Source organism: Xanthobacter wiegelii (assembly GCF_043193855.2).
Taxonomy (GTDB): domain Bacteria; phylum Pseudomonadota; class Alphaproteobacteria; order Rhizobiales; family Xanthobacteraceae; genus Xanthobacter; species Xanthobacter flavus_A.
The window spans coordinates 444137-468854 of record NZ_CM195529.1 but is presented as its reverse complement, the minus strand read 5'-3'; the positions used below and the strand labels follow the sequence as shown (position 1 = coordinate 468854).

At 69.0% G+C, this 24718-nt stretch carries 18 protein-coding genes; 9 read left to right on the top strand and 9 right to left on the bottom strand.

Annotated elements, in window-relative coordinates; genetic code table 11:
* Positions 1 to 2 precede the first annotated feature (2 nt).
* The gene (locus tag V5F63_RS02145) at positions 3 to 1472 is read left to right on the top strand and encodes an arylsulfatase B (RefSeq protein ID WP_394101443.1); all 1470 of its coding nucleotides are present in this window, start codon (positions 3 to 5) and stop codon (positions 1470 to 1472) included.
* Between the two features lie 69 nt (positions 1473 to 1541).
* Complete coding sequence (locus tag V5F63_RS02140; protein ID WP_394101442.1) at positions 1542 to 2291, top strand: endonuclease/exonuclease/phosphatase family protein; 750 nt, start codon at positions 1542 to 1544, stop codon at positions 2289 to 2291.
* Here the strand turns inward: V5F63_RS02140 and V5F63_RS02135 are convergent.
* Positions 2277 to 3737, bottom strand: coding sequence for an ATP-binding protein (locus V5F63_RS02135; protein WP_348634302.1), 1461 nt, complete (start codon positions 3735 to 3737; stop codon positions 2277 to 2279). The genes V5F63_RS02140 and V5F63_RS02135 overlap by 15 nt on opposite strands.
* The gene (locus V5F63_RS02130; protein ID WP_209487490.1) at positions 3734 to 4453 is read right to left on the bottom strand and encodes a response regulator; all 720 of its coding nucleotides are present in this window, start codon (positions 4451 to 4453) and stop codon (positions 3734 to 3736) included. The genes V5F63_RS02135 and V5F63_RS02130 overlap by 4 nt, the downstream gene beginning before the upstream one ends.
* Before the next feature lie 270 nt (positions 4454 to 4723).
* Between V5F63_RS02130 and V5F63_RS02125 the strand changes: the two genes are divergently transcribed.
* The 4 genes from V5F63_RS02125 to V5F63_RS02110 all read left to right on the top strand — a co-directional run bounded on the left by V5F63_RS02125 (position 4724) and on the right by V5F63_RS02110 (position 11913).
* On the top strand, positions 4724 to 6934 hold the full coding sequence (locus V5F63_RS02125) for a PepSY domain-containing protein (protein WP_394101441.1): 2211 nt from the start codon (positions 4724 to 4726) through the stop codon (positions 6932 to 6934).
* A gap of 119 nt (positions 6935 to 7053) precedes the next feature.
* Entirely contained in the window at positions 7054 to 8631 is a 1578-nt protein-coding gene (locus tag V5F63_RS02120; protein ID WP_348634301.1) for an efflux transporter outer membrane subunit, read from the top strand.
* A complete protein-coding gene (locus V5F63_RS02115) occupies positions 8628 to 9899 on the top strand; it encodes an efflux RND transporter periplasmic adaptor subunit (RefSeq protein WP_394101440.1) in 1272 nt (423 codons plus the stop codon). Before V5F63_RS02120 ends, V5F63_RS02115 begins: the two co-directional genes overlap by 4 nt.
* Positions 9900 to 9912: 13 nt before the next feature.
* Positions 9913 to 11913, top strand: coding sequence for a MacB family efflux pump subunit (locus V5F63_RS02110; RefSeq protein WP_394101439.1), 2001 nt, complete (start codon positions 9913 to 9915; stop codon positions 11911 to 11913).
* A 12-nt stretch (positions 11914 to 11925) separates the two neighbouring features.
* On the opposite strand, the gene V5F63_RS02105 is transcribed toward V5F63_RS02110, so the two are convergent.
* The gene (locus V5F63_RS02105) at positions 11926 to 12795 is read right to left on the bottom strand and encodes a tetratricopeptide repeat protein (protein WP_394101438.1); all 870 of its coding nucleotides are present in this window, start codon (positions 12793 to 12795) and stop codon (positions 11926 to 11928) included.
* 455 nt (positions 12796 to 13250) lie between these two features.
* Between V5F63_RS02105 and V5F63_RS02100 the strand changes: the two genes are divergently transcribed.
* Positions 13251 to 15605, top strand: coding sequence for a TonB-dependent receptor (locus V5F63_RS02100; protein ID WP_394101437.1), 2355 nt, complete (start codon positions 13251 to 13253; stop codon positions 15603 to 15605).
* A 76-nt stretch (positions 15606 to 15681) separates the two neighbouring features.
* Positions 15682 to 16365: a Fe2+-dependent dioxygenase gene (locus V5F63_RS02095; RefSeq protein WP_394101436.1), complete on the top strand. Its 684-nt coding sequence runs from the start codon at positions 15682 to 15684 to the stop codon at positions 16363 to 16365.
* A gap of 28 nt (positions 16366 to 16393) precedes the next feature.
* Here V5F63_RS02095 and V5F63_RS02090 read toward each other — a convergent pair whose 3' ends face one another.
* From V5F63_RS02090 to V5F63_RS02065, 6 genes are all read right to left on the bottom strand, one after another.
* Positions 16394 to 16837: an SRPBCC family protein gene (locus V5F63_RS02090; RefSeq protein WP_394101435.1), complete on the bottom strand. Its 444-nt coding sequence runs from the start codon at positions 16835 to 16837 to the stop codon at positions 16394 to 16396.
* A 94-nt stretch (positions 16838 to 16931) separates the two neighbouring features.
* Positions 16932 to 19145 (bottom strand): aldehyde oxidoreductase molybdenum-binding subunit PaoC, encoded by a 2214-nt coding sequence (gene paoC / locus V5F63_RS02085; RefSeq protein ID WP_394101434.1) that lies wholly within the window; start codon positions 19143 to 19145, stop codon positions 16932 to 16934.
* A 3-nt stretch (positions 19146 to 19148) separates the two neighbouring features.
* Complete coding sequence (locus V5F63_RS02080; protein ID WP_394101433.1) at positions 19149 to 20099, bottom strand: FAD binding domain-containing protein; 951 nt, start codon at positions 20097 to 20099, stop codon at positions 19149 to 19151.
* The gene (paoA, locus tag V5F63_RS02075; RefSeq protein ID WP_209487481.1) at positions 20096 to 20737 is read right to left on the bottom strand and encodes an aldehyde dehydrogenase iron-sulfur subunit PaoA; all 642 of its coding nucleotides are present in this window, start codon (positions 20735 to 20737) and stop codon (positions 20096 to 20098) included. Before paoA ends, V5F63_RS02080 begins: the two co-directional genes overlap by 4 nt.
* Before the next feature lie 230 nt (positions 20738 to 20967).
* Positions 20968 to 22572, bottom strand: coding sequence for a DHA2 family efflux MFS transporter permease subunit (locus tag V5F63_RS02070; RefSeq protein ID WP_394101432.1), 1605 nt, complete (start codon positions 22570 to 22572; stop codon positions 20968 to 20970).
* Positions 22573 to 22605: 33 nt separating this feature from the next.
* Positions 22606 to 23859, bottom strand: a complete 1254-nt coding sequence (locus tag V5F63_RS02065; RefSeq protein ID WP_394101597.1) for an HlyD family secretion protein — start codon at positions 23857 to 23859, stop codon at positions 22606 to 22608.
* Positions 23860 to 24010: 151 nt separating this feature from the next.
* Here V5F63_RS02065 and V5F63_RS02060 point away from each other — a divergent pair, with 151 nt between their 5' ends.
* On the top strand, positions 24011 to 24688 hold the full coding sequence (locus V5F63_RS02060) for a TetR/AcrR family transcriptional regulator (protein ID WP_394101431.1): 678 nt from the start codon (positions 24011 to 24013) through the stop codon (positions 24686 to 24688).
* Positions 24689 to 24718 lie beyond the last annotated feature (30 nt).

The window sequence follows — 24718 nt, the reverse complement described above, 5'->3', positions numbered from 1 at the left end:
AAGTGACCGAGCGTGATGAGAGGATCGATGCGTCCGCCCCGAGCCGGCGCGACGTGCTCGCCGGCAGCGCCGGCTTCCTCGCCGCCGTCGCCGGCCTGTCCCTGCTCGCACCGGGCGCGCGGGCGCAGGGCGTGCCGCGTCCGCACATCCTCTACATCCTCGCCGACGACCTGGGCTTCGCCGACGTGGGCTTTCACGGCTCGGACATCAGGACACCGAACCTCGACCGCCTCGCCGCCGGCGGCGCGAAGCTCTCGCAATTCTACACCCAGCCCTTGTGCACGCCGACCCGCGCGGCGCTGATGACCGGACGCTATCCCATGCGCTACGGCCTGCAGGTGGGCGTGATCCCCTCCGGCGGCACCTACGGCCTTGCCACCGACGAATTCCTGCTGCCGCAGGCGCTGAAGGACGTGGGCTACCGCACCTCCCTGGTCGGCAAGTGGCACCTCGGCCATGCGGATCGCAAATACTGGCCCCGCCAGCGCGGCTTTGACAGCTTCTACGGTCCGCTGGTGGGCGAGATCGACCATTTCAAGCACGAGGCGCACGGCGTCACCGACTGGTATCGCGACAACACGCTGGTGAAGGAAGAGGGCTACGACACCGACCTGTTCGGCGCCGAAGCCGTGCGGCAGCTGAGCGCGCATGATCCGAAGATCCCGCTCTTCCTCTATCTGGCCTTCACCGCGCCGCACACGCCTTACCAGGCGCCGCAGGCCTATCTCGACATGTACGCGCACATCGCCGACCCCTCCCGGCGGGCCTATGCGGCGATGGTCACCGCCATGGATGACCAGATCGGCAAGGTGGTGGCGGCGCTTGAGGCCCGCGGCATGCGCGAGAACACGCTCATCGTCTTCCATTCGGACAATGGCGGCACCCGCAACAAGATGTTCGTGGGCGAAGGCGCGCTGGCCGGCGATCCACCCCCCAACAACGCCCCCTATCGCGACGGCAAGGGCTCCCTCTACGAGGGCGGCACCCGCGTCGTGGCGCTGGCCAACTGGCCGGGCCGCATCAAGCCGGGGCAGGCGGATGGCGTGATGCATGTCGTGGACATGCTGCCCACCTTCGCCAAGCTCGCGGGCGCGGACCTCAAGCAGGCCAAGCCCCTCGACGGCAAGGACGCCTGGGCCGCCCTGACGGCCGGCGCCCCCGGTCGCGACGAGCTGATCTACAATGTGGAGCCGACGACCGGCGGCGTGCGCCAGGGCAAGTGGAAACTCGTCTGGCACGTGCTGCTGCCGCCGAAGGTGGAGCTGTTCGACCTCGACGCCGACCCGGAGGAGAAGACGGACCTCTCCACGCAGAACCCGGCGAAGGTGGCCGAGCTGAAGGAGAAGGTGGTCGACCTGGCGCGCACCATGGCGCCGCCCCTGTTCTTCTCGACCGCCCTCAAGGCCACCCTCTCCGCCCCACTCGCGACGCCCGACGCCGGCCTCTATCAGATGGAGATGGAGGACGACTGAGGCATTGCCGCCGCTGTCGACGCGGGCTAACACCCGGCCGGGGCCGATGCCCGGCCCGCGGCGGCGGCAATGAGTTCGTTCAGGATTCTTCTCTGGAACGTCCAGTGGCAACGCGCCCGCACGGATCGCGGCGCGGCGATCCGCTCCATTATCGCCGCCCATGACCCGGACCTGATCTGCCTCACCGAAAGCAATCTCGACCTGCTCGACGAGACGGGACGCATCGTGTCGGATGCGGACTTCGGGTACCCCATCCGGGAAGACCGCAGAAAGGTTCTCCTCTGGAGCCGCTGGCCCTGGCAGGCGATCGACAATTTCGGCGATGCCGCCCTGCCCAAGGGGCGCTTCGTGCGTGGCCGCCTTGCAACGCCGTATGGACCGCTCGACGTGATTGGCGTCTGCATTCCCTGGAGCGCCGCCCATGTCAGCACCGGGCGACGCGATAGCCGCCCCTGGCAGGAGCACACCCGCTACCTCGACGGCCTCAGCCACATCCTCGACCGAGCGGACGCCCCTGCCCGAACCATCCTGCTCGGCGACTTCAACCAGGCCATTCCGCGCCGCCACGCGCCGATTGCGGTGTTCGAGCGGCTGGAGGCCATCATGAGACCGCGTTTCGCGATTGCCACGGCAGGCGCGATTGCCGGTCTTCCCACCGCCGCCATCGACCACGTGGCGCACGGCCGCGACCTCGCACCGATCTCGGTCACTGTTCTGCCCAACCAGACCGATGACGGGCGGCGCCTTTCCGACCACACAGGCCTGCTTGTCACCCTCTCGCTTGAAGCTGTGCAGCTCCCGGCCTCAGGCCGCTCCTGATCCGGAGCCGACTGTCGGCAGCACGATCTTCGCACACAGGCCGCCGCCGGGGCGGTTGGCGAGGGTCAGCTCGCCGCCGTGGGCCTTGACGATGCTGCGGGCGATGGCGAGGCCGAGGCCAATGCCGCCGGTCTCCGTGCTGCGCGAGGGCTCCAGCCGCACGAAGGGCTGAAACGCCTCCTCGAAGCGATCTTCCGGAAGGCCGGGCCCATCGTCCTCGACCCGGATCGCGACCGTGCCGGCGACCGGCGCCTGAACGGACACCACAGCTTTTCCGCCATAGCGCACCGCATTGTCCACGAGGTTGCGGAGCGCCCGCCGCAGGGCGACCGGGCGGCACGGCAGGAGGATGGGCGCCGAAAGCACGCCGGCGGCATGCTCCGCCATCTCGGCATCGGCGCCGACGCCGGCAAATTCGTCCACCACTTCGGCGCACAGCTCCGCGATGTCCACCGTGCGGGTTTCCTCGCTCGTCGCCTCCGCACGGGTGAAGGCGAGCGTCGCCTCGCAGATGGCGACCAGTTCGTCGATGGTGGCGATGATGTCGTTGCGCACCTCCGCGTCGTCCACGAACTCGGCCTTGAGACGCAGCGTCGTGAGCGGCGTGCGCAAATCGTGGCTGATCGAGGCAAGCAGGCGCATCCGGTCGCGCATGAACTGGCTCAGGCGCTGCTGCATGGTGTTGAAGGCGCGCGTCGCCGCTGCCACCTCGGTCGGCCCGTGCACATCGAGGGGTGGAACGGTCTCGCCCCGGCCGAAGCGCTCGGAGGCATCGGCCAGCGAGCGCAGGGAGCGGGTCTGCAACCGCACGCAGGCCACCGTCACCAGCGAGACGGCCAGCGCCGAGATCAGGAAGGAGAGCACGATGGGCCGGCTCCAGATGCCCGGCAGGCCGACCACCGCATCCATGTGCAACCAGCGCTGACCGGAGAGCGGTACGCTGAGCGCCACCACGCCCAGTCCCGGCCGCAGCGGCTGGACAGGCCCACCCGTGCCGCGGCGCAGCCAGGGGAAATCCTCGCTGCTGCGCTCGGGGCAGCGGCGATCCCAGAGGCCATCGGTGCGGATGCGCACGGCCGGCGGTCCCTTGCCGACGCCATGCAGGCGGCGCCCCAGCAGGCGGGCGAGGCCCTCTTCCGTCAGCGTCATTTCGTGCGGATCGGGCGGATCGTCGGAAACCCAGGCGCAGGTGCCCCGCGTCGTGAAGGCGCCGGCGAGCCGGTCGGCCTGCTCCTCGGGCATGGATTCGATGAGGCGGGTGAGCGTCACCGTCTGGCTGAGGGCCTGTCCGCGCACGATGCCGGCGACCACGGCGTCGTGCTCGCTTTGCAGCACCAGCACGAGAAGCCCCTGCGCCAGCGCCAGCGTCGCCACCAGCAGCAGCACCAGCCGCCCCGCGAGACTGCCCGGCCAGATGAAGCGCAGCAGCCGGTTCCGTGCGCTCACGCCTCCACCTCCACCGGCGCGGCGAAGACATAACCGTCGCCCCACACCGTCTTGATGAGGGCGGGGTTCTGCGGATCGCGCTCGATCCGGCGGCGCAGCCGGCTCACGAGGTTGTCGATGCTGCGGTCGAATACCTGGGCCGGCCGGCCGGCGGTGATGTCGAGCAGTTGGTCGCGCGAGAGCACCACGGACGGCCGGGTCACGAAGGCGAGCAGCAGCCGGAACTCGGCGCTGCCGAGGCGCGCCTCGCTGCCGGTCTCGTCCAGCAGAACGCGCCGGCCGGGGTCGAGCTGCCAGCGGTCGAAGCGATAGAGCGTGGGCTCGCCCTGCTGTGCCCGGGCCGGTCCCTGCGCGCGGCGCAGGATGGCGCGGATGCGGGCGAGCAGCTCGCGCGGGTTGAACGGCTTGGTGACGTAATCGTCCGCGCCCAGTTCCAGCCCGACGATGCGGTCGGTCTCTTCGGCCACGGCGGTGAGCAGGACGACCGGAATATCACTCCCCTGCCGAAGCTGGCGGCACAGGGTGAGGCCGTCCTCCCCCGGCATCATGATGTCCAGCACCACGAGGTCGAACGTACCGGTGCGCATCTGCTGGCGCATGTCCACGCCGCCGGACGCGACGCTCACCCGGAGCCCGTTGCGTGTCAGGTACTTGGCGAGGAGCTCGCGGATCTCGCGATGGTCGTCGACGACGAGGATGTGCGGCGTGCGTTCCATTTGCCGTGGGGTTTCTGGTCTCTCTTGGGAGCGGGATGCGGATGCCGGCCGCGCTGCCCGCCGGCGACTTGAGCCGACAGGCCGGCGCGCCGCCACCGCGAATTTGTATCCAACTGTATCAGCCGCCCCGCATGGGACGAACATTTACGAAGCGACCGCCGCGGGACAAATTTTCCAGACGCGGATAAGGCACAACATCCGCAACGAAGCCTAGCCAGACCGCCCCGCGCGTCCAGCCAGCACGCTCAGGTTCCGTCTGGAGCAGCGAAGATGTCCTTTGCCACCGTGCGCCGCACGCTGATCTTCCTCCACCGCTGGATCGCGCTGATCCTCACGCCGGTCTTCCTCGTCATCATCCTCACGGGGGCGGTGCTGTCGTTCCGCCCCATCCTCAATGACGCGCAGGGACCGCGCCCCGGCGCCTCCGTGGACGTCGCGGCCCTCGGCCGGCTCGTCGGCGCCGTCGAGAAGGCGGGACAGCCCGGCGCTATCAGTGTGGTTGAGGGCGGCCGCGCGCTGCGGGTGATGGGGCAGGATCCTGCCGTCGCCGGCCGGTGGGACATGGCCACCGGCGACCACACGCCCGCGCCTGCTGGCGGCATCGATATCTTCCGCACCGCGGAGGGACTGCACAAGACACTGCTGCTCGGCCTCGGCCTCGTGGTGGAGGTGGCGAGCTTCCTCATGCTCGGGATCATGATCGCAGGGCCGTTTCTGGCCTGGCTGCGCTTCCGCAACAGCCTGATGGGCTGGCACACCGCCGTGGGCTGGCTCCTGCTGCCGCTCACGCTCACGTCGCCGGTGACGGCGGTAATGCTCTCCCTCCACATCGGCACCGGATCGCGGCCCGAGCTGCCGCGGACCAAGCGCCCCGTGACCATCAGCCAGGCCCTCGACATCGCCGGGCGCGATCTCGACATCAGCCGCCTCGCCGGGGCCCGCAGGTTTCGCGGCGGCACGGTGATGCTGCAGCTCGCGCCGGATGCCGCCGGCCGGAATGGGGGCGGTTTCGTGGTGACGGATCAGGGCGTCACGCCCCTCGTCGGCGGCCCGAGCCTTGTGAAGCAGATCCATGAGGGTACGTGGGGCGGCGCTTGGTCGGGCGCACTGAACTTCGGAATTTCGCTGGCACTTCTGGGGCTTACGGTCACCGGCCTGTGGTCCTGGGTGCGCCGCAAGGCGCGCAACCGGACGCGGCCGGTGAAGGCCGGCGGGGACATCCTCGTCGCGCATGCCAGCCAGACCGGGACGGCGGCGCGGCTCGCCAAGGCGCTGTTCGAGGGGCTGGTCGCGGGCGGCGAGAAGGCGACGCTGGCCCCCATCGGCGGTTTGAAGCCGGTGGATATCGCCCGCTTTCCCCTCGTCCTCGTCGTGGCCTCCTCCACCGGGGAGGGGGAGGTGCCGGACGGGGCGCGCGCCCTGTTGAAAAGACTGAAGCCGAACGATTTCAAGGGGATGCGCTTCGCGATGCTCGCCCTCGGCGACCGCAGCTACACCCATTTCTGCGGCGGTGGCCAGAGCCTCAGGACAGCGCTGGTGGCGGCCGGCGCGGTGGAGGCGCTGCATATGCGGGAGGCCGACGGCGATCCCTCTGCCGCCTTCCTCGCCTGGGCGGATACGGTGCGCGGCGAACTCGCCCTGAACTGCGACATGGCCGGCCTGCTGCCGGTCTCCGCGCCGGTCGCCCTCACGGTGGCGGAGCGCCAGCGCCTGGATGCGCCGGATGCCGCCAACACGCAGGAAACATGGAAGATTTGGCTGGAAGGGACGCAGGATCTCGCCTTCCGCCCCGGGGATCTGGTGCGGATAGCGGCGGGTGCGGGGGAGCGGCCGCGCTCCTATTCGGTGGGCAGCTCCAGCCGGATCGACCCGCGCCGCATCGCCCTGACCGTGCGCCTGCACGACTGGACCGAGGATGGTGCGCGGCATTACGGGCGCGTCTCCGGATTCCTGTTACGTGAGGCAGAGCAAGGGGTTACGGTGGAAGCCCAGATCGATCCGCATCCCGCCTTCAACCCGCCGGACGATCCCGCACGCGCCATCGTGATGATCGCCGCCGGCTCGGGCATCGCCCCGTTCCCGGGCTTCATCGCGGAGCGGCGGGCCTCGGGGCGGGCGGGACCGGCGTGGCTGATCTTCGGCAACCGCCATCGTGACGGCGATTTCCTGTGGCGGGATGCCTTCGAGACGGCCCTGGCCGACGGCACGCTAACCCGCATGGACACTGCATTTTCGCGCGATCCCGATGACGGCGCCCGGGTGCAGGACCGGCTCAGGGAGCAGGCCGCGACCGCGTTCGACTGGCTCGTGGAGAAGCAGGCCATGGTCTACATCTGCGGCCGCAGGGCCATGTCGGAGGCGGTGCTGGCGGCGCTTGCGGACGTGCTGGTGACGGAGGGCGGACTGAAGCCGGAGGCGGCGCGGGTGGAGATCGAGCAGTGGATCGGCGCGGGGCGGGTCCGCATGGACACGTTCGACTGATGCCCCATAGTGGCGCAGTTTCACCGGGTTTCCGGTGGGTGTCAGGCCGGCGTTCGGGTGCAGGTTCGGGTTCAGATTCGAATCGAGGTTTGGATTCGGGGCGGGAAGGCAGGTTACGCGTGCATCGTTTCGAAGGCCGATCTGGCCCGGCGACCGCCGCCGCGGCCGGACGCTCCTCCGGGAGACCCCTCCGGGTCGCCCCGGGCAGCCTCGCCCTCGTCCTCGCGGCCCTCACCCTCTCCGCCTGCGCGGTGGGGCCGGAATATGACACGCCGGCGCTCACCCTCCCCAGCCAATGGGGCGCGACGGCGAAGACGGGGGAGGCCGCGCCCCAGCTGAAGGCATGGTGGCGGCGCATGGGCGATCCCATGCTCGATGCTTTGATGGCGGAGGCGGTCGCCGGCAATCTCGATGTGGCGACCGCCAAGGCCAATGTGCGCGCCGCCCGCGCCTCCTACCGCCAGCAGGTGGGATCGCTGTTCCCGCAGGTCACCGGCAACGCCTCCGGCACGCGGGGCGACAGCGGCGGCGGGGTCTCCACCGGCGGCGACGTCACCGTGGACAACAGCTACGGTCAGTATCAGGCCGGCCTCGATGCCAGTTGGGAGATCGACCTGTTCGGCGCCAACCGCCGGGGGGTGGAGGCGGCGGCCTACAATGTGGATGCGGTGGTCAACGACCTCGACGCGGCGCTGCTGACGCTGGTGGGGGATGTCGCCTCCTATTATGCGGACGTGCGCGGCTATCAGGCGCAGATCGCGCTGGCCCGCCGCACCGCCGCCTCGCAGCGGGAGACGGAGGCGCTCACCCGGCGCAAGCTCGATGCCGGCGCCGCCTCCGCCGTGGACCTCGCCAACGCCTCCGGCCTCGTCGCCTCCACCGAGGCCAACATCCCGGAGCTGGAAGCGTCCCTCGCGGCGGCCATCCACCGCATCTCCGTGCTCACCGGCCAGCCGCCGGCGGCGCTCATGCTGCGGCTGTCGCGGGTCAAGCCCGTCCCCTCCCCGCGCCTGCCGGTGCCGCGCGGCATTCCGGCCGATGTGCTCACCAACCGGCCGGACGTGCGGGCGGCGGAGCGCCAGCTCGGCCAGTCCACCGCCCTCATCGGGCAGGCGGAGGCGAACCGCTACCCGGCCATCAGCCTCTCCGGCAACATCGACACCACCGGCTCGCAGCTCGGCAATCTCGGCCGCGCCTCGTCCATCAGCTGGGCCTTCGGGCCGACGCTCACCGTGCCGATCTTCACCGGCGGGCAATTGAAGGCACTCGTGGATGTGGCGGAGGCCAATCGCGACGTCTCCTTCATCGCCTACCGGGCGAGCGTGCTGACCGCGCTGGAGGATGTGGAGAACGCCTCCGTGTCGCTGACCCAGCAGCGCCTCAAGACCGGCAAGCTGACCATTGCCGCCACCTCCTACCGGGAGGCGGCGCGGCTCTCCCGCGCGCTCTACGAGAACGGCTCCACGAGCTTCCTCGACGTGCTCACGGCGGAGCGCTCGCTTTATTCGGCCGAGACGCAGCTCATCCAGAGCCGGGTCGCGACCACCAAATATTACATCGCCCTCAACAAGGCGCTCGGCGGCGGCTGGGACGGGGTGGTCGATACCTCGAAGCCCGAAGTGGTGGACCAGAACACCGGCCCCCACTTCGCCCGCATCGTGCCGCCCGCGAGCAGTGACGGGAGCGCCCGACCGTGAACGCCATGCCGCCCCTCGACGAAACCCGCGCGGCGCCCGCCGCCACGGGCACGAAGAAGAAACCCCGGCGCCGCCTGTGGCGCTGGCTGGCCCTCATCCTCCTCATCGCCGCCGGCGCCTATGGCTACAGCCGCTACACCGCCCCTGTGCCCGGCGCCGGGCTGATGAGCGCACCCGTCACCCGCGGCAATCTGGAGGAGACGGTGCTGGCTTCCGGCACGCTGAAGCCCTCCAACCTCGTGGCGGTGGGCTCGCAGGCCTCGGGCCGCATCCTCGCCATCAAGGTGAAGCTGGGCGACACGGTGAAGAAGGGCGACCTCATCGCCCAGATCGACTCGGTCACGCAGGAGAACGCTTTGCGCACGGCGGAGGCCTCCCTCGCCAACACCCGCGCCCAGAAGGCGGAGAAGGAGGCGACCCTCGTGCTGAACGAGCAGACCCTCGCCCGCCAGAAGACCATGGTGGCGCAGAAGGCGGTCTCGCAGGCGGACTTCGAGGCGGCCGATTCGGCGGTGAAGGTCACCCGCGCGCAGCTCGCGGCGCTCGATGCCCAGATCATCTCCGCGCAGGTGGCGGTGGACACCGCCCGCGCCAATCTCGGCTACACCCAGATCACCGCCCCGGCCGATGGCACCGTGCTCGCCCTGGTGGCGCAGCAGGGCCAGACCCTGAACGCGAGCCAGACGGCCCCCACCGTCGCCATCCTCGGCCAGCTGGACGTGATGACGGTGCGCGCGGAGATTTCCGAGGCGGACATCATCAAGGTGGCGCCGGGAATGCCCCTGTGGTTCACGGTTGTCGGCGCGCCGGACGAGCGGCACACCGCCAAGCTCGGCTTCATCGAGCCCGCGCCGGAGAGCCTGAAGAACGACAGCAGCTTCTCCACCACCAGCAGCAGCTCTTCGTCCTCCTCGTCCTCCACCACCTCGTCGGCGATCTATTACATCGGCGTGTTCGACGTGCCGAACCCCAAGGGACGGCTGCGGACCTACATGACGCCCGAGGTCCACATCATCCTCGGCCGCGCCGAGAATGTGCTCACCGTGCCATCCACCGCGCTGGAGCGGGCCGGCAAGGGCTGGCGCGTGCGCGTGCTCAATGCCGACGGTTCGGTGGAGCGCCGGCGTGTGGAGGTCGGCCTCAACGACAAGGTGACCGCGGAGATCCGCTCCGGCCTGCAAGAGGGTGAACGCGTGGTGACGGGCGAAGCCGTGGCCGGCGGTGGCGCCGGTGGCCCGCCCCGCCGCCCGCCCATGGGCGGGCTGTGAGGGAGCCGCCGGCATGAACATATCCCTTGCTCCGCCCGTGGCCGGAACCGGCGAGGCGCCGCTCATCCAGCTCAAGGGCGTGTGGCGCGAATATCCCTCCGGCGAGGGCACCATCGCCGCGCTGAAGGGCATCGACCTCGACATCGCCCGCGGCGAGATGGTGGCCATCGTCGGCGCCTCGGGCTCCGGCAAGTCCACGCTCATGAACATCCTCGGCTGCCTCGACCGGCCCACCTCCGGCAGCTACCGGGTGAGCGGCAAGGAGACGGCGGCGCTGGAGCCGGACGAGCTGGCGGCGCTGCGGCGCGAGCATTTCGGCTTCATCTTCCAGCGCTACCATTTGCTGGGCGAACTCTCCGCGCTGGGCAACGTCGAAATTCCAGCCGTCTATGCCGGCGCCAATGCCGAGGCGCGGCGCGAGCGGGCGGAGGCCATCCTCGCCCGGCTCGGCATGGCGGATCGCACCGGCCATCGGCCGGGCCAGCTCTCCGGCGGCCAGCAGCAGCGCGTCTCCATCGCCCGCGCGCTGATGAACGGCGCCGACGTGATCCTCGCCGACGAGCCCACCGGCGCGCTGGATTCCCGCAGCGGCGCCGAGGTGCTGCGCATTCTCGACGAGCTGAACGCGGAAGGCCGCACCATCATCATCGTCACCCACGACATGAAGGTGGCCGAGCGGGCCCAGCGCGTGATCGAGATCCGCGACGGCGAGATCGTCGCCGACCGCCCCTCGGCCGCCGCCCGCACGCGCATCGTGAGCGAGCCCAAGCCCGCCGCCGCACCGGCCTCGCGCCTCGCCCGCTGGCGCGCCTTCGGCGACCGGCTCTATGAAGCCTTCATCATGGCGCTTCTGGCCATGAACGCGCACCGGCTGCGCACCTTCCTCACCATGCTGGGCATCATCATCGGCATCGCCTCGGTGGTGTGCGTGGTGGCGCTGGGCGAGGGCTCGCGGCAGAAGGTGCTCGCCAACATCTCCAGCCTCGGCACCAATACGCTGGAGATCTTCGCCGGCCGCACCTTCGGCGACACGCGCTCGGGCCGCATCACCACGCTGGTGGTGGCGGACGCCGACGCCCTCGCCCGCCAGCATTATGTGGCGGCGGTGACGCCGACCGTCTCCAAATCCACCACCGTGCGCTACGGCGGCACCGAGGCCAGCGCCCTCATCAACGGCGTCGGCGACGGCTATTTCGCCGCCAAGGGCGTGCGGCTGACGCAGGGCCGGCTGTTCGATGCCGACAGCGTGCGCGGGCGCGAGCTTGATGCGGTGATCGACGAGAACACGCGGCGCACCCTGTTCCAGGACGTGCCCGGCGGGCCGCTCGGCAAGGTGATCCTCATCGGCGACGTGTTCGCCCGCGTGGTGGGGGTGGCGGCGCCCCAGCAGGGCGGGTTCGGCTCCAGCCAGAACCTCTCCGTCTATCTGCCCTTCACCTCGGTGCAGACGCGCTTCGTGGGCTCCAACTCGCTGCGCTCCATCACCGTGAAGGTGGCCGACGACGCGCCCATGGATGTCGCCGAGCAGCAGGTGACGCGCTTCCTCACCCAGCGCCACGGCACCAAGGACTTCTTCATCATCAACACCGACGACATCCGCAACACCATCACCGCCACCACCGAGACCATGACGGTGCTGATCGCCGCCATCGCGGTCATCTCCCTCATCGTCGGCGGCATCGGGGTGATGAACATCATGCTGGTGTCGGTGTCGGAGCGGGTGGGCGAGATCGGCGTGCGCATGGCGGTGGGGGCGCGGCAGAGCGACATCCTCAACCAGTTCCTCATCGAGGCGGTGCTGGTGTGCCTCGTGGGCGGTGTCAGCGGCATCGCGCTGGCGCTGGGGTTCGGCGTGCTGTTCGCCTATTCGGGCTCGAACTTCACGCTGATCTATTCGGCAACCTCCATCGTCGCCGCCGTGGTGTGCTCCAGCCTGATCGGCGTGGGCTTCGGCTATCTGCCGGCGCGCAATGCCTCGCGGCTCGATCCGGTGACGGCGCTGGCGCGGGACTGAGATGGGCGGGCCTCACCGCATGCGCAGCCAACGCCCGAAGCCGCGCCGCGGGCGGGAGCTGCGGGCGGCGGCGCGCGCTGCCGCCATCTCCTGCGCCGCCCGCCGTTCGGCCTCCGCCTGCGCCGCATCGGCCTGGCGCACCCGCTCCGATGCGCGGTCGGCGATCGCCTGAAGCGCCGGATCGCCGGACGCGCTCAGGCCCTCCGCCGCCAGCCGGCAGAAGTCCGGGACCCCCGCCTCGATGGAGCGCGCGAACCAGACGCGCGCCTCCTCCGCCGCGCCGTCCTCATAGCGCGTGCGGGCATAGTCGAACTGGCCGCGATAATCCCCGCCCAGCGCCGCGCGGCGATACCAGCGGCGCGCGGCGACGGGATCGGCGGGCCGGCCCCACCCCTGTTCGAGGAACCTTCCGATCATGGCCATGGCCTTCGGATTTCCCTGCCGCGCCGCCCGCACGAACCAGTGGAGGGCGCGGGCGGGATCGGCGGCGAAATCGTCCGCGTTCACCAGCAGCGAGGCGAGGTTGAACTGCGCCCAGGCGTGCCCGTCTCCCGCCGCCGCACGGTAGCGGCGTTCAGCCTCGGCGAGGTCGCACGGCACGCCCCAGCCCTTCTCGTGGCAGCGGCCCACCATGTTCACGCCGTCGAGGCTGCCGGCATCGGCGGCGATGACGAACCAGCGGCACGCGGCCTCGGCATCGCGCGCGACGCCCGTGCCGTCGAGCAGCATCTGGCCGAACACCACCTGCGCGCTCTTGATGCCATTGTGCGCCGCCGCCCGCACCAGCGCGGCGCTCCGCCCCGGCTCGGCGGACAGCCGCGCGCGCAGCTCATCCGCGCTCATGCCCTTCAGGGCGCTGTAGGAAATCCGCTCGTCGCTCATGCCCGGCCCGCAAAGGGTATATCACGCGCGATAGACCGCCGGTGCGGCTTCCGATGTCAACCATGCGCGCGCAGTTCTTAAATGGAACAGTTCTTGTTTTGAACAATTTTAGATCATGTCGCGAAATGTATCATTCAGTATTGCAATATCACAATTCGCCACTTTTCCGCCCACCTTGGACCAGATCAAAAACATAATTGTTGCGCTGCGGAACGGCGGGCCTTTATACCTCCCGTAACAGAATGATGACTTCCAAAGTGGCGCGTCCAACGGCTGATGTTCGACGCGCCCCAAACCAGGCTTTGCTCGTCATGGTCCGCAACAGACCTTAGAACAGTTTTACTTCGAACATTATTGCAGACACCACCCTGACGCACGTTCCGTCAGCGGTCGACTATTGCCGAACTCGGCCCGCCGGAAGCATCTCCGGGCCTCTCACCATACGGGGAAAGATCATGGGCGCACTGAGCACACTTCGGCCCGTCATGGCACGCTCGACGGTCGGCGCCGGCCTTGCGATGACCCTCTCGGCGGTGCCGCTGGCGGAGGCCTTCGCGCAGCAGGCCACCACGCCCGCCCCGAACGCCGGGGACATGGACCTGCCCACCATCGTGGTCGACAGCGAGGGCGAGCCGGTCAATTCGCTGGAGGCGACCACCGGCCTCTCGCGCCTGCCCGGCACCCTTCAGGACACGCCGCAGACCGTCACCGTCATCTCCCAGCAGACCATGCAGCAGCAGGGCGTGACCACGCTGGAGCAGGCGCTGCGCAACGTTCCGGGCGTCACCGTCGGCATCGGCGAGGGCGGCGGCGGCATGAACGGCGACCAGTTCCGCATCCGCGGCTTCCAGGCCAAGGGCGACGTCTTCGTCAACGGCCTGCGCGATTTCGGCGTCTATGTGCGCGACAGCTTCGCATATGAAAACGTTGAGGTTTTCAAGGGCCCCAGCTCGGAAAGCTTCGGCTCCGGCACCACGGGCGGCGCCATCAACATGCAGTTGAAGCAGGCACACCGCGGCGACAAATATGACGTGGACGGCCAGTTCGGCTCCGGCCCGCTCTATCGCGGCGTGTTCGACTTCAACAAGCAGATCGACGACACCACGGCGGCCCGCATCGTCGGCATGTTCAACGCCCAGGACGTGGTGGACCGCGACCATGTGGAGGCGAACCGCTGGGGCCTCATGGGCTCGCTCGGCTTCGGCCTCGGCACCAACCAGACGCTCTATCTCAACTATCTCTACCAGCACGGCGACCGCACGCCGGATTATGGCGTGCCCATCGTCACCCCCCTCTTCAACGACGTGAAGAAGTTCGGCTCCCTCGGCCAGCCGGTGACGGAATGGGGCGTCCCGCGCTCCAATTTCTACGGCAAGGAGACCGACCGCGACCGTACCGACACCAACATGTTCACGTCCAACTACAAGAACGAGATCAACGACTGGCTGACCTTCACCAACGACACCCGCGTCGGCTACTACACGCGCGACTTCGCGACCTCGGTGCCGGGTTGCAGCAACGGATCGACCAACACCGTGCCCGCCACCCCGGCAACCTACGCGGCGAGCTGCACCGGCCAATTCTTCGCAGGCAATAACCCGGCCATCACCTTCGGCGGCGGCAATCCCGGCTATCTGCAGGAGAGCTTCGCCGCCGAGAACGTGGCGACCATGATCGCCAAGTTCAACACCGGCTTCCTGCGGCATGAACTGGTGGCGGGCATCGACTATTACTTCGTCGACGACAACCGGACCGCGCTGTCGGTCTCCGGCACCAAGGGCCTGTCGACCATCTGGTTTCCGGTCTACGCGAATACGACGGGTTACTTCCTGTATGAAAATCCGCGCGGCAACAACGGCAAGAAGATCAGCAACACCACGGATTTCGGCGCCTTCGCCAGCGACCGCATCTGGTTCACCGACCAGATCTCCATCCTTGGAGGCATCCGCTGGGACAATTATTCCACCGAATACGATTACTGGTGCGTCGTGACCACCGGCGTCTGCCCGGGAACGAAAGACAAGAAAAAGGCGTGGGTCTATACCGATGCCGACACCCGCTTCTGGAGTCCCAAGGCCTCGCTGATCTGGGAGCCCACCAAGACCCAGACCTATTACGTCTCCTACGCCAAGTCCTTCACCCCGCAGGGCGCCTTCCCCACCAACGACGTGACGGTGGTCAGCCCGACGCAGAACGACCTCCAGCCGGAGGACAACGAGACGTGGGAAGCCGGCGCCAAGGTCTCGGTGCTGGACGGCAAGCTCGGCCTCACCGGCGCGATCTTCCGCGTGAACAAGAGCAACGTCTTTTATACAGACCCCGTCACCGGCAACCCGGTGGAGACGGGCGAAACCCAGCGGGTGCAGGGCATCGAGCTGGGCGTGACCGGCAACATCACCGACGCCTGGACCATCCAGGCCGGCTACGCCTATTACGCCACGACGATCCTCACCTCGCCCACGCTGAGCTATGTGGGCAACGAGGTGCCCTTCGTCTCGCCCAACAACTTCACCCTGTGGACCACCTACGACCTCATCAAGGGCGGCGTGGTGCGTCAAATTCCCGGGCAGCTGCTGGTGGGCGGCGGCATCACTTATGCCGATGGATACTTCACCAACAGCGCCAATTCGTCGATCATCCCCGAGACCTTCTCGCTCGATGCGCTTGTCTCCTACAAGCACGACAAGTATCGGGTGGCGCTGAACGGATACAATCTCACCAACGCCCTGAACTTCTCCTCGGGCTGGGGCAACCGCGCCATTCCGGCGCCCGGCCGCTCGGTCACCCTGAGCGTCGGCTACACCTTCTGAGGCCCTTCACAGGACCCGACGACCACGGCGGCGCGGCTCTGAGCTGTGCCGCCGTTCTCCCGTTCCAGGATGCGCGATGCTCGTTGAAATCCCTGAACTCCTTACCGCCGCCGAGGTCGCCCATTGCCGCCGCGTGCTGGAGGCCTCGCCCTGGGTGGACGGCCGCGTGACGGCTGGCGAGCAGGCGGCGAAGTCCAAGCAGAATTTGCAGATTCCGGTGGAGTCGGCCGAGGCGCTGGAGCTGGGCGATCTCATCCTGCGCGCGCTCGGCCGCAACCCGGTCTTCAATTCGGCGGCGATGCCGCTTCATGTGTTGCCGCCCATGTTCAATCGCTACGACGTGGGCATGAAGTTCGGTGCCCATGTGGACGGCGCCATCCGCGCCGTGCCGGGCGCCGGGCGCCGCATGCGGGCGGATGTCTCCACCACCGTCTTCCTCACCGATCCCGCCGACTACGATGGCGGCGAACTCCTCATCGAGGACAGCTACGGCGTCCACGCGGTGAAGCTCCCCGCCGGCCATGCGGTGGTCTATCCGGCGAGCAGCCTGCACAGCGTCAACGAGATCACCCGCGGCAGCCGCTGGGGCTCCTTCTTCTGGACCCAGTCCATGATCCCGGACGATGGCCGGCGGGCGCTGCTCTACGACCTCGACCTCGCCATCATGGCCGTGCGCAGCCGGCTGCCGGACGACGAGGCGGCCGTGCTGCAGCTCACCAACGTCTATCACAACCTGCTGCGGAGCTGGGCGCAGATGTGACCTGAAGCCCGCGCGGCGCCAGCAGCGCCTACTGGTTGATCTCCGGCTCCACCAGCCGCGCCAGATTGCGCAGCGACTCCTGCCAGCCGAGATAGCAGGCCTCGACGGGAATGACGTCGGGGATGCCGCTCTGGGAAATCTCCAGCTCGGTGCCCATGGCGACCTTCTTCAGCGCGATGGTCACGTGGATGTCGCCGGGCAGAGCGGGCGTGTCGAAGCGGTCGGTGTAGCGCACAAGTTCGCCCGGGATCAGCTCGTGGAACTCGCCGCCGAAGGCATCGCTCTGCCCGGTGGTGAAGTTGCGGAAGGACATGCGGAATGTGCCGCCCACCACCGCGTCGAGGTGATGCACCGTGCAGGTGAAGCCGTTGGGGGGCAGCCATTTGGCCAGCGCATCGGCCTCGATGAAGGCGCGATAGACCTTCTCCGGGCTGGCGGTGAGGATGCGGTGCAGGCGGACGGAGCCGGGCATGTCTCTTCTCCCTGTCAGAGGCGGCGGCGCCGCCCGTCACGTGAATGACGGACGGCGCGCGACGCACCCGACACCTGCGCCGGCGTTTTCCCGCTCACCCCACCTCGGGCAGGCGGTGGATGTATTTGTCCAGGGTGATGGGATAGTCGCGCACCCGCACCCCCGTCGCGTTGTAGACCGCGTTGGCCACCGCCGCGCCCACCCCGCACAGGCCGAGCTCGCCCACCCCCTTCGCCTTCATGGGCGAGGAGATGGGATCTGTCTCGTCGAGGAAGATCACCTCCTGGTGCGGGATGTCCGCATGCACGGGCACCTCGTATCCGGCGAGGTCGTGATTGACGAAGAAGCCATGGCGCGTGTCCACGGCAAGCTCCTCGAACAGCGCGGCGCCCACCCCCATGGTCATGGCGCCGATCACCTGGCTGCGGGCGGTCTTGGGGTTGAGGATGCGGCCGGCGGCGCACACCGCCAGCATGCGGCGCACCCGCGCCTCGCCGGTGGCGGCATCCACCGCCACCTCCACGAAATGGCCGGCGAAGGTGGATTGCTGGTAGCGCTTGCCGAGGTCGCCATATTCGATGGCGTCCTCCGCCGTCAGCCCCTCCGCCCCCGCCGCCTGCGCCAGCGGCACGGCCCGGTTGCCGGCGCGCACCTCGCCGTCGGAGAACGTGGCTTCCTGCGAATTGAAACCGAGCTTGCGGGCCACCTCCTCGCGTAGCTTCACGCACGCCGCGTAGACGCCGGAGGTGGCGTTGTTGGCGCCCCACTGGCCGCCCGAGCCGCAGGAGGCCGGCAGGTCGGAATCGCCCAGTAGAACGCGCACCTTGTCGAGCCCCACGCCCATCATCTCCGCCGCCGTCTGGGCGAGGATGGTGTAGCTGCCGGTGCCGATGTCGGTCATGGCGGTTTCCACCGTCACCCGGCCCTCGCCATCGAGCCGCACCCGCGCGCCGGACTTCATGAGGAGGTTGTTGCGGAAGCCCACGGCCATGCCGAGACCCACCAGAAGGTCACCCTCGCGCACCTGTCCGGGCTTCGGATTGCGCCGGCTCCAGCCGAACCGTTCCGCACCGAGGCGCAGGCAGGCGACCAGCTGGCGCTGGGAGAAGGGGCGGTCGGGGTTTTCGGGGTCGCGCTCGGTGTCGTTGAGGATGCGGAACTCCACCGGGTCGAGGCCGAGCCGCTCCGCCATCTCGTCCATGGCGATTTCCAGCGCCATCATGCCCGGCGCCTCGCCGGGCGCGCGCATGGCGTTGCCCTCGGGCAGGTGCAAGGTGGCGAGCCGCATGGCGGTGAGGCGATGGGCGCCGGCGTAGAGCAGGCGCGTCTGGTTCACCGCCGTCTCCAGCCCGCCGCCGGGCAGGTCGCCGGACCAGCTCTCGTGGCCGATGGCGGTGATGCGCCCGTCCCGCCCCGCGCCGATGCGGATGCGCTGGATGGTGGCGGGGCGGTGCGTGGTGTTGTTGAACATCAGCGGACGATGCAGCGCCACCTTCACCGGCCGCCGCGCCGCCCGCGCGCCCAGCGCCGCCAGCAGCGCATCGGCCCGGACGAACAATTTGCCGCCGAACCCGCCGCCGATGAATGGCGAGATCAGGCGCACCCTGTCCTTGGGCAGGCCGAGCATCCTGGCGAGATCGCCCCGGCCCCACTCGATCATCTGGTTGGAGGTCCACACCGTCAGCCGGTCGCCCTCCCAGGCGGCGGTGGAGGCGTGCGGCTCCATCATGGCGTGGGCCTGATCGGGCGTGGAATAGGTGGCGTCGAGGCGCACGGGGGCGGCGGCGAAGGCACCGTGGAAATCGCCCACCATTGTGTCGGCCGGCCCGCCCATGCCGTCGCCCTTCTCGGGCTTCACCGCGCCGTCCATGGCCTTGGCGAGGTCGAAGGCGCCCTCGGCCGGCGCATAGTCCACCTTCACCAGAGCGGCGGCCGCGCGGGCCTGCTCGAAGGTCTCGGCCACCACCAGAGCCACGGCCTGGTGATAATGCTCCACCTCCGGCCCGGCGATGAGGTGGGCAGTATTGAAATTGCCCTTCTTCAGCGGCCCCGCGTTGGCGGCCGTCACCACGGCGAGCACGCCGGGCGAAGCCTCGGCCGCCGCCGTGTCGATGCCGGTCACGCGCCCCTTGGCGATGGTCGTGCCCACCACGAAGCCGTGGGCGGCGGTGGGGGCCACGTCGTGCCGCTCATAGGCATAGGGCGCGGTGCCGGTGGTCTTGAACGGCCCGTCGATGCGCGGCAGCGGGTGGCCGATGACCTTGAGCTGGTCGATGGGATTGTCGGCGGCAGGGGTCTCGAACTTCATGGCTCAGGTCCTCCCGTCCGCCAGCACGGCGCCGATGGTGCGTTCCACGAGCGTGATCTTGAAGGCATTGTCGTGGGTGGGCCTGGCGCCCGCGAGCAGGCGCTCGGACACGGCCTTCGCGCCGCGCGGCAGCTCGGCCTCCGCCGCCTCCACCCGCCACGGCTTGTGAGCCACGCCGCCGACGGCGATGCGCCCGGTGCCATCCTCCTGAACCACCGCCGCCACCGAGACGAGGGCGAAGGCGTAGGAGGCGCGGTCGCGCACCTTGCGATAGACCTGCCGCCCGCCCAGCGGCTTCGGCAAGGTGACGGCGGTGATGAGCTCGCCGGGCTCCAGCGCGGTCTCGATGTGCGGCGTGTCGCCGGGCAGGCGATGGAAGTCGGCGATGGCGATCTGCCGCGTGGTGCCGGTGGGCTGCACCGTCTCCACCACCGCATCGAGCGCGCGCATGGCCACGGCCATGTCGCTGGGATGGGTGGCGATGCAGGCCTCGCTCACGCCGATCACCGCGAGCTGGCGCGAATAGCCGCCGAGCGCGGCGCAGCCGCTGCCGGGGCTGCGCTTGTTGCAGGCCTGCGCGGGGTCATAGAAGTAGGGGCAGCGCGTGCGCTGGAGCAAATTGCCGGCGGTGGTCGCCTTGTTGCGCAACTGGGCCGACGCCCCGGCGAGAAGCGCGCGGGAGAGCACGGGATAATCCCGCCGCACCCGCGCGTCGGCGGCAAGGTCGGTGTTGCGCACCAGCGCGCCGATGCGCAGGCCGCCGTCGTCGGTCGCCTCGATGCGGTCGAGGCCGAGGCCGTTCACGTCGATGAGGTGGCTCGGCGTCTCGATCTGCAGCTTCATGAGATCGAGGAGGTTGGTGCCGCCGGCGATGAAGCGGGCGCCGGGGTTCGCCGCAGCCGCGCCCGCCGCGTCGGCGGGCGTCAGGGCGCGCTCGTAGGTGAAGGGCCTCATGCGCGCCTCCCGGCCTCGACGATGGCCTCCACGATGTTGGAATAGGCGCCGCAGCGGCAGATGTTTCCGCTCATGCGCTCGCGGATTTCCGCCTCGGTGAGTTCGACGGGAACGGTGAGGTCGTCGGTGACGTGGCTTGGAATGTCGGCCTTCACCTCGGCGATCACCGCCACCGCCGAGCAGATCTGCCCCGGCGTGCAATAGCCGCACTGGTAGCCGTCATGCGCCACGAAGGCCGCCTGCATGGGGTGGAGGTCATCGGGCGTGCCAAGGCCTTCGATGGTGGTGACGTTCTGGTGCTCGTGCATGAGCGCGAGGGAGAGGCAGGAATTGATCCGCCGCCCGTCCACGATCACCGTGCAGGCGCCGCACTGTCCGTGGTCGCAGCCCTTCTTGGTGCCGGTGAGATGGAGGGTTTCGCGCAGGAGGTCGAGCAGCGTGGTGCGGGTATCCACCTCCAGCTCGCGGATGACACCGTTGACGGTGAGGGAGACCGTGGCGCGGGTAGGCCCTGCGCCCGCCGGAGGCGCGGCGGCCTGTGCCTCGGCACCGCCAGGAAGGGAAGAGGCGACCGCCGCGGCGGCCCCGGCGAGGATCACGTCGCGCCGGTTGATATCAAGATCGGGGGAGCTCGCCATGGGTGCCTGATCCTCCTTCGGACGGGTGCCTGTGGCTGTTGGAAACGGATGTGGAGCGGCGCGAGCGTGGCCGTTGTCTGAGCATGCGCACGGATAGGTCCGAGCGGCCAGTAGGTCGCCAGCCGAACCGGCGTCCAACGCGGCCGCGACCGTGCGGTTCCGCAATGCGGGATCACGGAAACGTCAGGCTGTCGCGGGATGGAGGGCCGGCGGCGGAGCGCCGGAACCACTCAGTGGCCCCCGCCCCCTCCGGCGCCGGGTTTGGGCCGGCGCATGAGCGGCGAGGCGATGACCAGCGCGCAGAACAGGAAGGTGAGCAGGTAGAAGACATCCCCGAAGGCCATCACCAGCGCCTGCTGGCGCACGATCGCGGCCATCTGCTTCAGCGCGGCGGCCGAGGCATCGGAGCCGAGCTTGGCGAAGCCGGCGGTGATGGTGTCGAGCCGTTCCACGGCCGCCGCGCTCGCCCATTCCACATGCTCGTGCAGGCGGGCGAGGTGCAGGTCCCAGCGGTTGTTCAGCACCGTGTTGATGAGCGCGAGGCCCACCGCGCCGCCGAGGTTGCGCATGAGGTTGAACAGGCCGGAGGCGTTCTTCATCTGCGCTGGCGGCATGGTGCCCAGCGAGATGTTGTTGATGGGGATCATCGCGATCATCAGCCCCACCCCGCGCAGGATCTGCGGGATGAACAGTTCCCAGAAATCCCAGTCCTTGGTGATGAAGGTGACCCACCAGGTGCCCACCGCGAAGGCGGCGAAGCCCGCGCCCATCATGATGCGCGGGTCGATCTTGGTCATCAGCCGCCCGGCGATGGGAGCTGTGAGGAACATGGCGATGCCGGTGACGAACATGGTCTCGCCGATCTGCAGCGCCGAGTAGCCGCGCACCCGCCCGAGGAAGACGGGATAGAGATAGGTGAGGCCGTAGAGCCCGATGCCCATGATGAAGCTGAAGGCCGAGCCGATGGAGAAATTGCGGTTCTCGAACGCGCGCAGGTCCACCACCGGATGTTCGGTGGAGAAGACGCGCGCGAAGAAGGCGAGGGACGACAGCCCGCACACGATGGCGAAGGCGACGATGTACTGGTCCTCGAACCAGTCGTTGGTGGGCCCCTCCTCCAGCACGAATTCAAGGCTGCCGAGGAAGCCCGCCATGAAGAGGAGGCCCCACCAGTCGAACTTGTCGAGGAGCGAGAAGTCCGGCTCGTCGAAGTCGATCAGCGTCACCGCCGCCAGCACCACGAAGATGCCGGGGATGACGTTGATGAGGAACAGCCAGTGCCAGGAGAACAGGTCGGTGAGATAGCCGCCCACCGTCGGCCCGATGGTGGGCGCCAGCGTCGCCACGAGGCCGATCATGGGCGCCACGATGGGCTGCTTCTCGCGCGGGAACACCGTGTAGGCGGCGGCGAAGACGGTGGGGATCATGCCGCCGCCCAGGAAGCCCTGCAGCGCGCGGTAGACGATCATCTCGTTGATGGAGGAGGCCGTCGCGCACATGAAGCTCATGAGCGTGAAGCCCGCCGCCGAGGCCGCGAACAGCCAGCGGGTGGAGAGCGCCCGCGACAGGAAGCCCGACAGCGGGATCATCACCACCTCGGCGATGAGGTAGCTGGTCTGCACCCAGGAGATTTCATCGGACGACGCGGCAAGGCCCGCCTGGATCTCGGCCAGCGAGGCGGAGACGATCTGGATGTCCAGGATCGCCATGAACATGCCGAACACCATGCACAGGAAGGCGAACATGCGCCGCCCGTCCACATGCGCGGCGGGGGCGGCGTGTCCGCCGGCGCCGGCGCCGGCCTGGGATGGCTTCAGGGTCAGGGTGTCGGCCATGGCCGCCTCCTGTCGAGGCTCGGGATGCGCGCGTCAGGACGCGGGCGAGGGGGTGGGCGCGGCGGCGGTGGAGGTGGACGGGGAGGACTTGGTGTCCACCGTCGCGGTCACCGACATGCCGGGGCGCAGCTCGCGCTTGGCGAGCACGCGGGGATCGATGGCGATGCGCACGGGAATGCGCTGCACGATCTTGGTGAAGTTGCCGGTGGCGTTCTCCGGCGGCAGCAGGCTGAACACGGAGCCCGAGGCCGGCGACACGCTCACCACCTTGCCGGTGAAATCGTGGTCCGGATAGGCGTCCACATAGACATCCACGCTCTGGCCGGGCTTCAGGCGGCCGAGCTGGGTCTCCTTGAAGTTGGCATCCACATAGACGCCCTCCAGCGGCACCACGGCGACGAGGCGCGTGCCGGTCTGCACCAATTGTCCCACCTGCACCGCGCGGTTGCCGACCACCCCGTCGATGGGCGCGCGCACCACGGTGAAATCGAGGTCGCGCTGCGCCTGATCGCGCGCGGTCTTCAGCTCGTCGAGCACATGGGACGCCTCCGTGCGCTGGGCGGCGAGCACCACCACCTGCGCCTCGGCCGAGGCGATGGCGGCCTTGGCGGCCTCCACGCTCGCGGCGGTCTTGTCCTTGTCGGCGCGGGCATTGTCGAGGGTGGAGCGGCTGGCGAAGTCGGAGCGGGCGAGCTTGTCCTGCCGGTCGAATTCCGCCTGCGCGCGCTTCTGGTCGGCCTCGGCCGAGGCGAGCTGCGCCTTCATCTGGTCGACGGTGGCGCGGGCCGCCGTCTCCTGCTGGTCGAAGCGGGCCAGCGTCGCCTCCTGGGTGGCGATCTTGTTCTGGGCCGCCTGGAGGGCGAGGCGATAGTCGCCGTCATCGATGCGGGCGATCACGTCGCCGGCCTTGACCCACTGGTTGGTGTCCACGTCCATGCTCTTCACGTAGCCGCCCACCTTGGCCGCGATGATGGAGGTGTCGGCCGCCACATAGGCGTCGTCCGTCGACACCTGGAAGCGGCCCACCTGCCACCAGTGCATGCCATACCAGCCGCCGGCGGCGACCGCCGCCGCCAGCACCGCGCCGAAGATGAGGGGCTTGCGCGAGCGCGCCTTGGCGGGGTCCTTGGCGGGCGCCGCTGCCTCGGCTTCCGCCGCCGGCGCGGCGGGAGGGGTCTCCTCCCGCCGCGCCTTGAGCACGGTCACGCCGGCCGCGGGGGCTTCGGCCAGCGCATCCGGCTGCGGTTCGGGGGTAAGGGCGGGCGCTGCCGCCTCCACCCTGCTGATCTGAGCCACCTTGCATTCTCCCGGCCAGCTGGGGCCTGACTGAACGGTTTAGTCAAAATCTGAGGGGAGTATATTGAACTGAACGGTTCAGTCAATTACTTTGACAAAAGGCTGCATCGGCCCCATGCAGGAGATTGTCGAAGGAGAGGACATGAACGAGGCACTTGAACGCGCACCCGAGGCGCGTGGGACATCCGGGACCGCCGCTGATCAGGATGTGGAGGCGAAGAAGCGCCTCGACATCATCGACGGCGCGCGCCGCGTGTTCTTCCACAAGGGCTTCGACGGCGCGAGCATGGACGAGATCGCCCGCGCCGCGTCCGTCTCCAAGGCCACCATCTACGTCTATTTCCAGAGCAAGGCCGATCTGTTCCAGGCCCTCGTGGAGGCCGACCGCCGCCAGTCCGCCGAGCGTCTGTTCGAGTCCGACGAGACCGACGCCGACGCGGAGAGCCTTCTGAAGCGCATCGGCGTCTCCTTCATGAGCATGATGATCCGGCCGAACCATATCCGCCTCGTGCGCATGGTGTTCGGCGTGGCGGAGAAATTTCCCGCCATCGGCCGGACCTTCTTCGAGACCGGCCCCTGCCAGGGCGGGCGCCGGCTCGCCGAGTTGCTGCAGCGGCAGGTCGAGGCGGGCCGCCTGGACATCGACGATTGCGAGGCCGCCGCCTTCGAGTTCTTCAACCTGTGCCAGGGCAACCAGGTGAAGGCGCTGATGTTCGGCCTCTCCGAGGGGCCGACGCCGGAGGACATCGAGCGCACGGTGGGCCGCGCCGTCCGCGTCTTTCTCGCCGCCTACGGGCCGAAGAGCCAGCCCGCCGGCTGACGCCGCATCCCGGTCTTTCCGGGTGGGTTC

What these genes read in the sequence shown, in the direction of transcription:
- V5F63_RS02125 (WP_394101441.1), top strand. Translation starts at nt 4,724, where the DNA reads ATGTCCTTTGCCACCGTGCGCCGCACGCTGATCTTCCTCCACCGCTGG.
- V5F63_RS02090 (WP_394101435.1), bottom strand. Translation starts at nt 16,837, where the DNA reads ATGCCCGGCTCCGTCCGCCTGCACCGCATCCTCACCGCCAGCCCGGAG.
- V5F63_RS02095 (WP_394101436.1), top strand. Translation starts at nt 15,682, where the DNA reads ATGCTCGTTGAAATCCCTGAACTCCTTACCGCCGCCGAGGTCGCCCAT.
- V5F63_RS02100 (WP_394101437.1), top strand. Translation starts at nt 13,251, where the DNA reads ATGGGCGCACTGAGCACACTTCGGCCCGTCATGGCACGCTCGACGGTC.
- V5F63_RS02060 (WP_394101431.1), top strand. Translation starts at nt 24,011, where the DNA reads ATGAACGAGGCACTTGAACGCGCACCCGAGGCGCGTGGGACATCCGGG.
- V5F63_RS02070 (WP_394101432.1), bottom strand. Translation starts at nt 22,572, where the DNA reads ATGGCCGACACCCTGACCCTGAAGCCATCCCAGGCCGGCGCCGGCGCC.
- V5F63_RS02140 (WP_394101442.1), top strand. Translation starts at nt 1,542, where the DNA reads ATGAGTTCGTTCAGGATTCTTCTCTGGAACGTCCAGTGGCAACGCGCC.
- V5F63_RS02105 (WP_394101438.1), bottom strand. Translation starts at nt 12,795, where the DNA reads ATGAGCGACGAGCGGATTTCCTACAGCGCCCTGAAGGGCATGAGCGCG.
- V5F63_RS02110 (WP_394101439.1), top strand. Translation starts at nt 9,913, where the DNA reads ATGAACATATCCCTTGCTCCGCCCGTGGCCGGAACCGGCGAGGCGCCG.
- V5F63_RS02080 (WP_394101433.1), bottom strand. Translation starts at nt 20,099, where the DNA reads ATGAGGCCCTTCACCTACGAGCGCGCCCTGACGCCCGCCGACGCGGCG.
- paoC (WP_394101434.1), bottom strand. Translation starts at nt 19,145, where the DNA reads ATGAAGTTCGAGACCCCTGCCGCCGACAATCCCATCGACCAGCTCAAG.
- V5F63_RS02130 (WP_209487490.1), bottom strand. Translation starts at nt 4,453, where the DNA reads ATGGAACGCACGCCGCACATCCTCGTCGTCGACGACCATCGCGAGATC.
- paoA (WP_209487481.1), bottom strand. Translation starts at nt 20,737, where the DNA reads ATGGCGAGCTCCCCCGATCTTGATATCAACCGGCGCGACGTGATCCTC.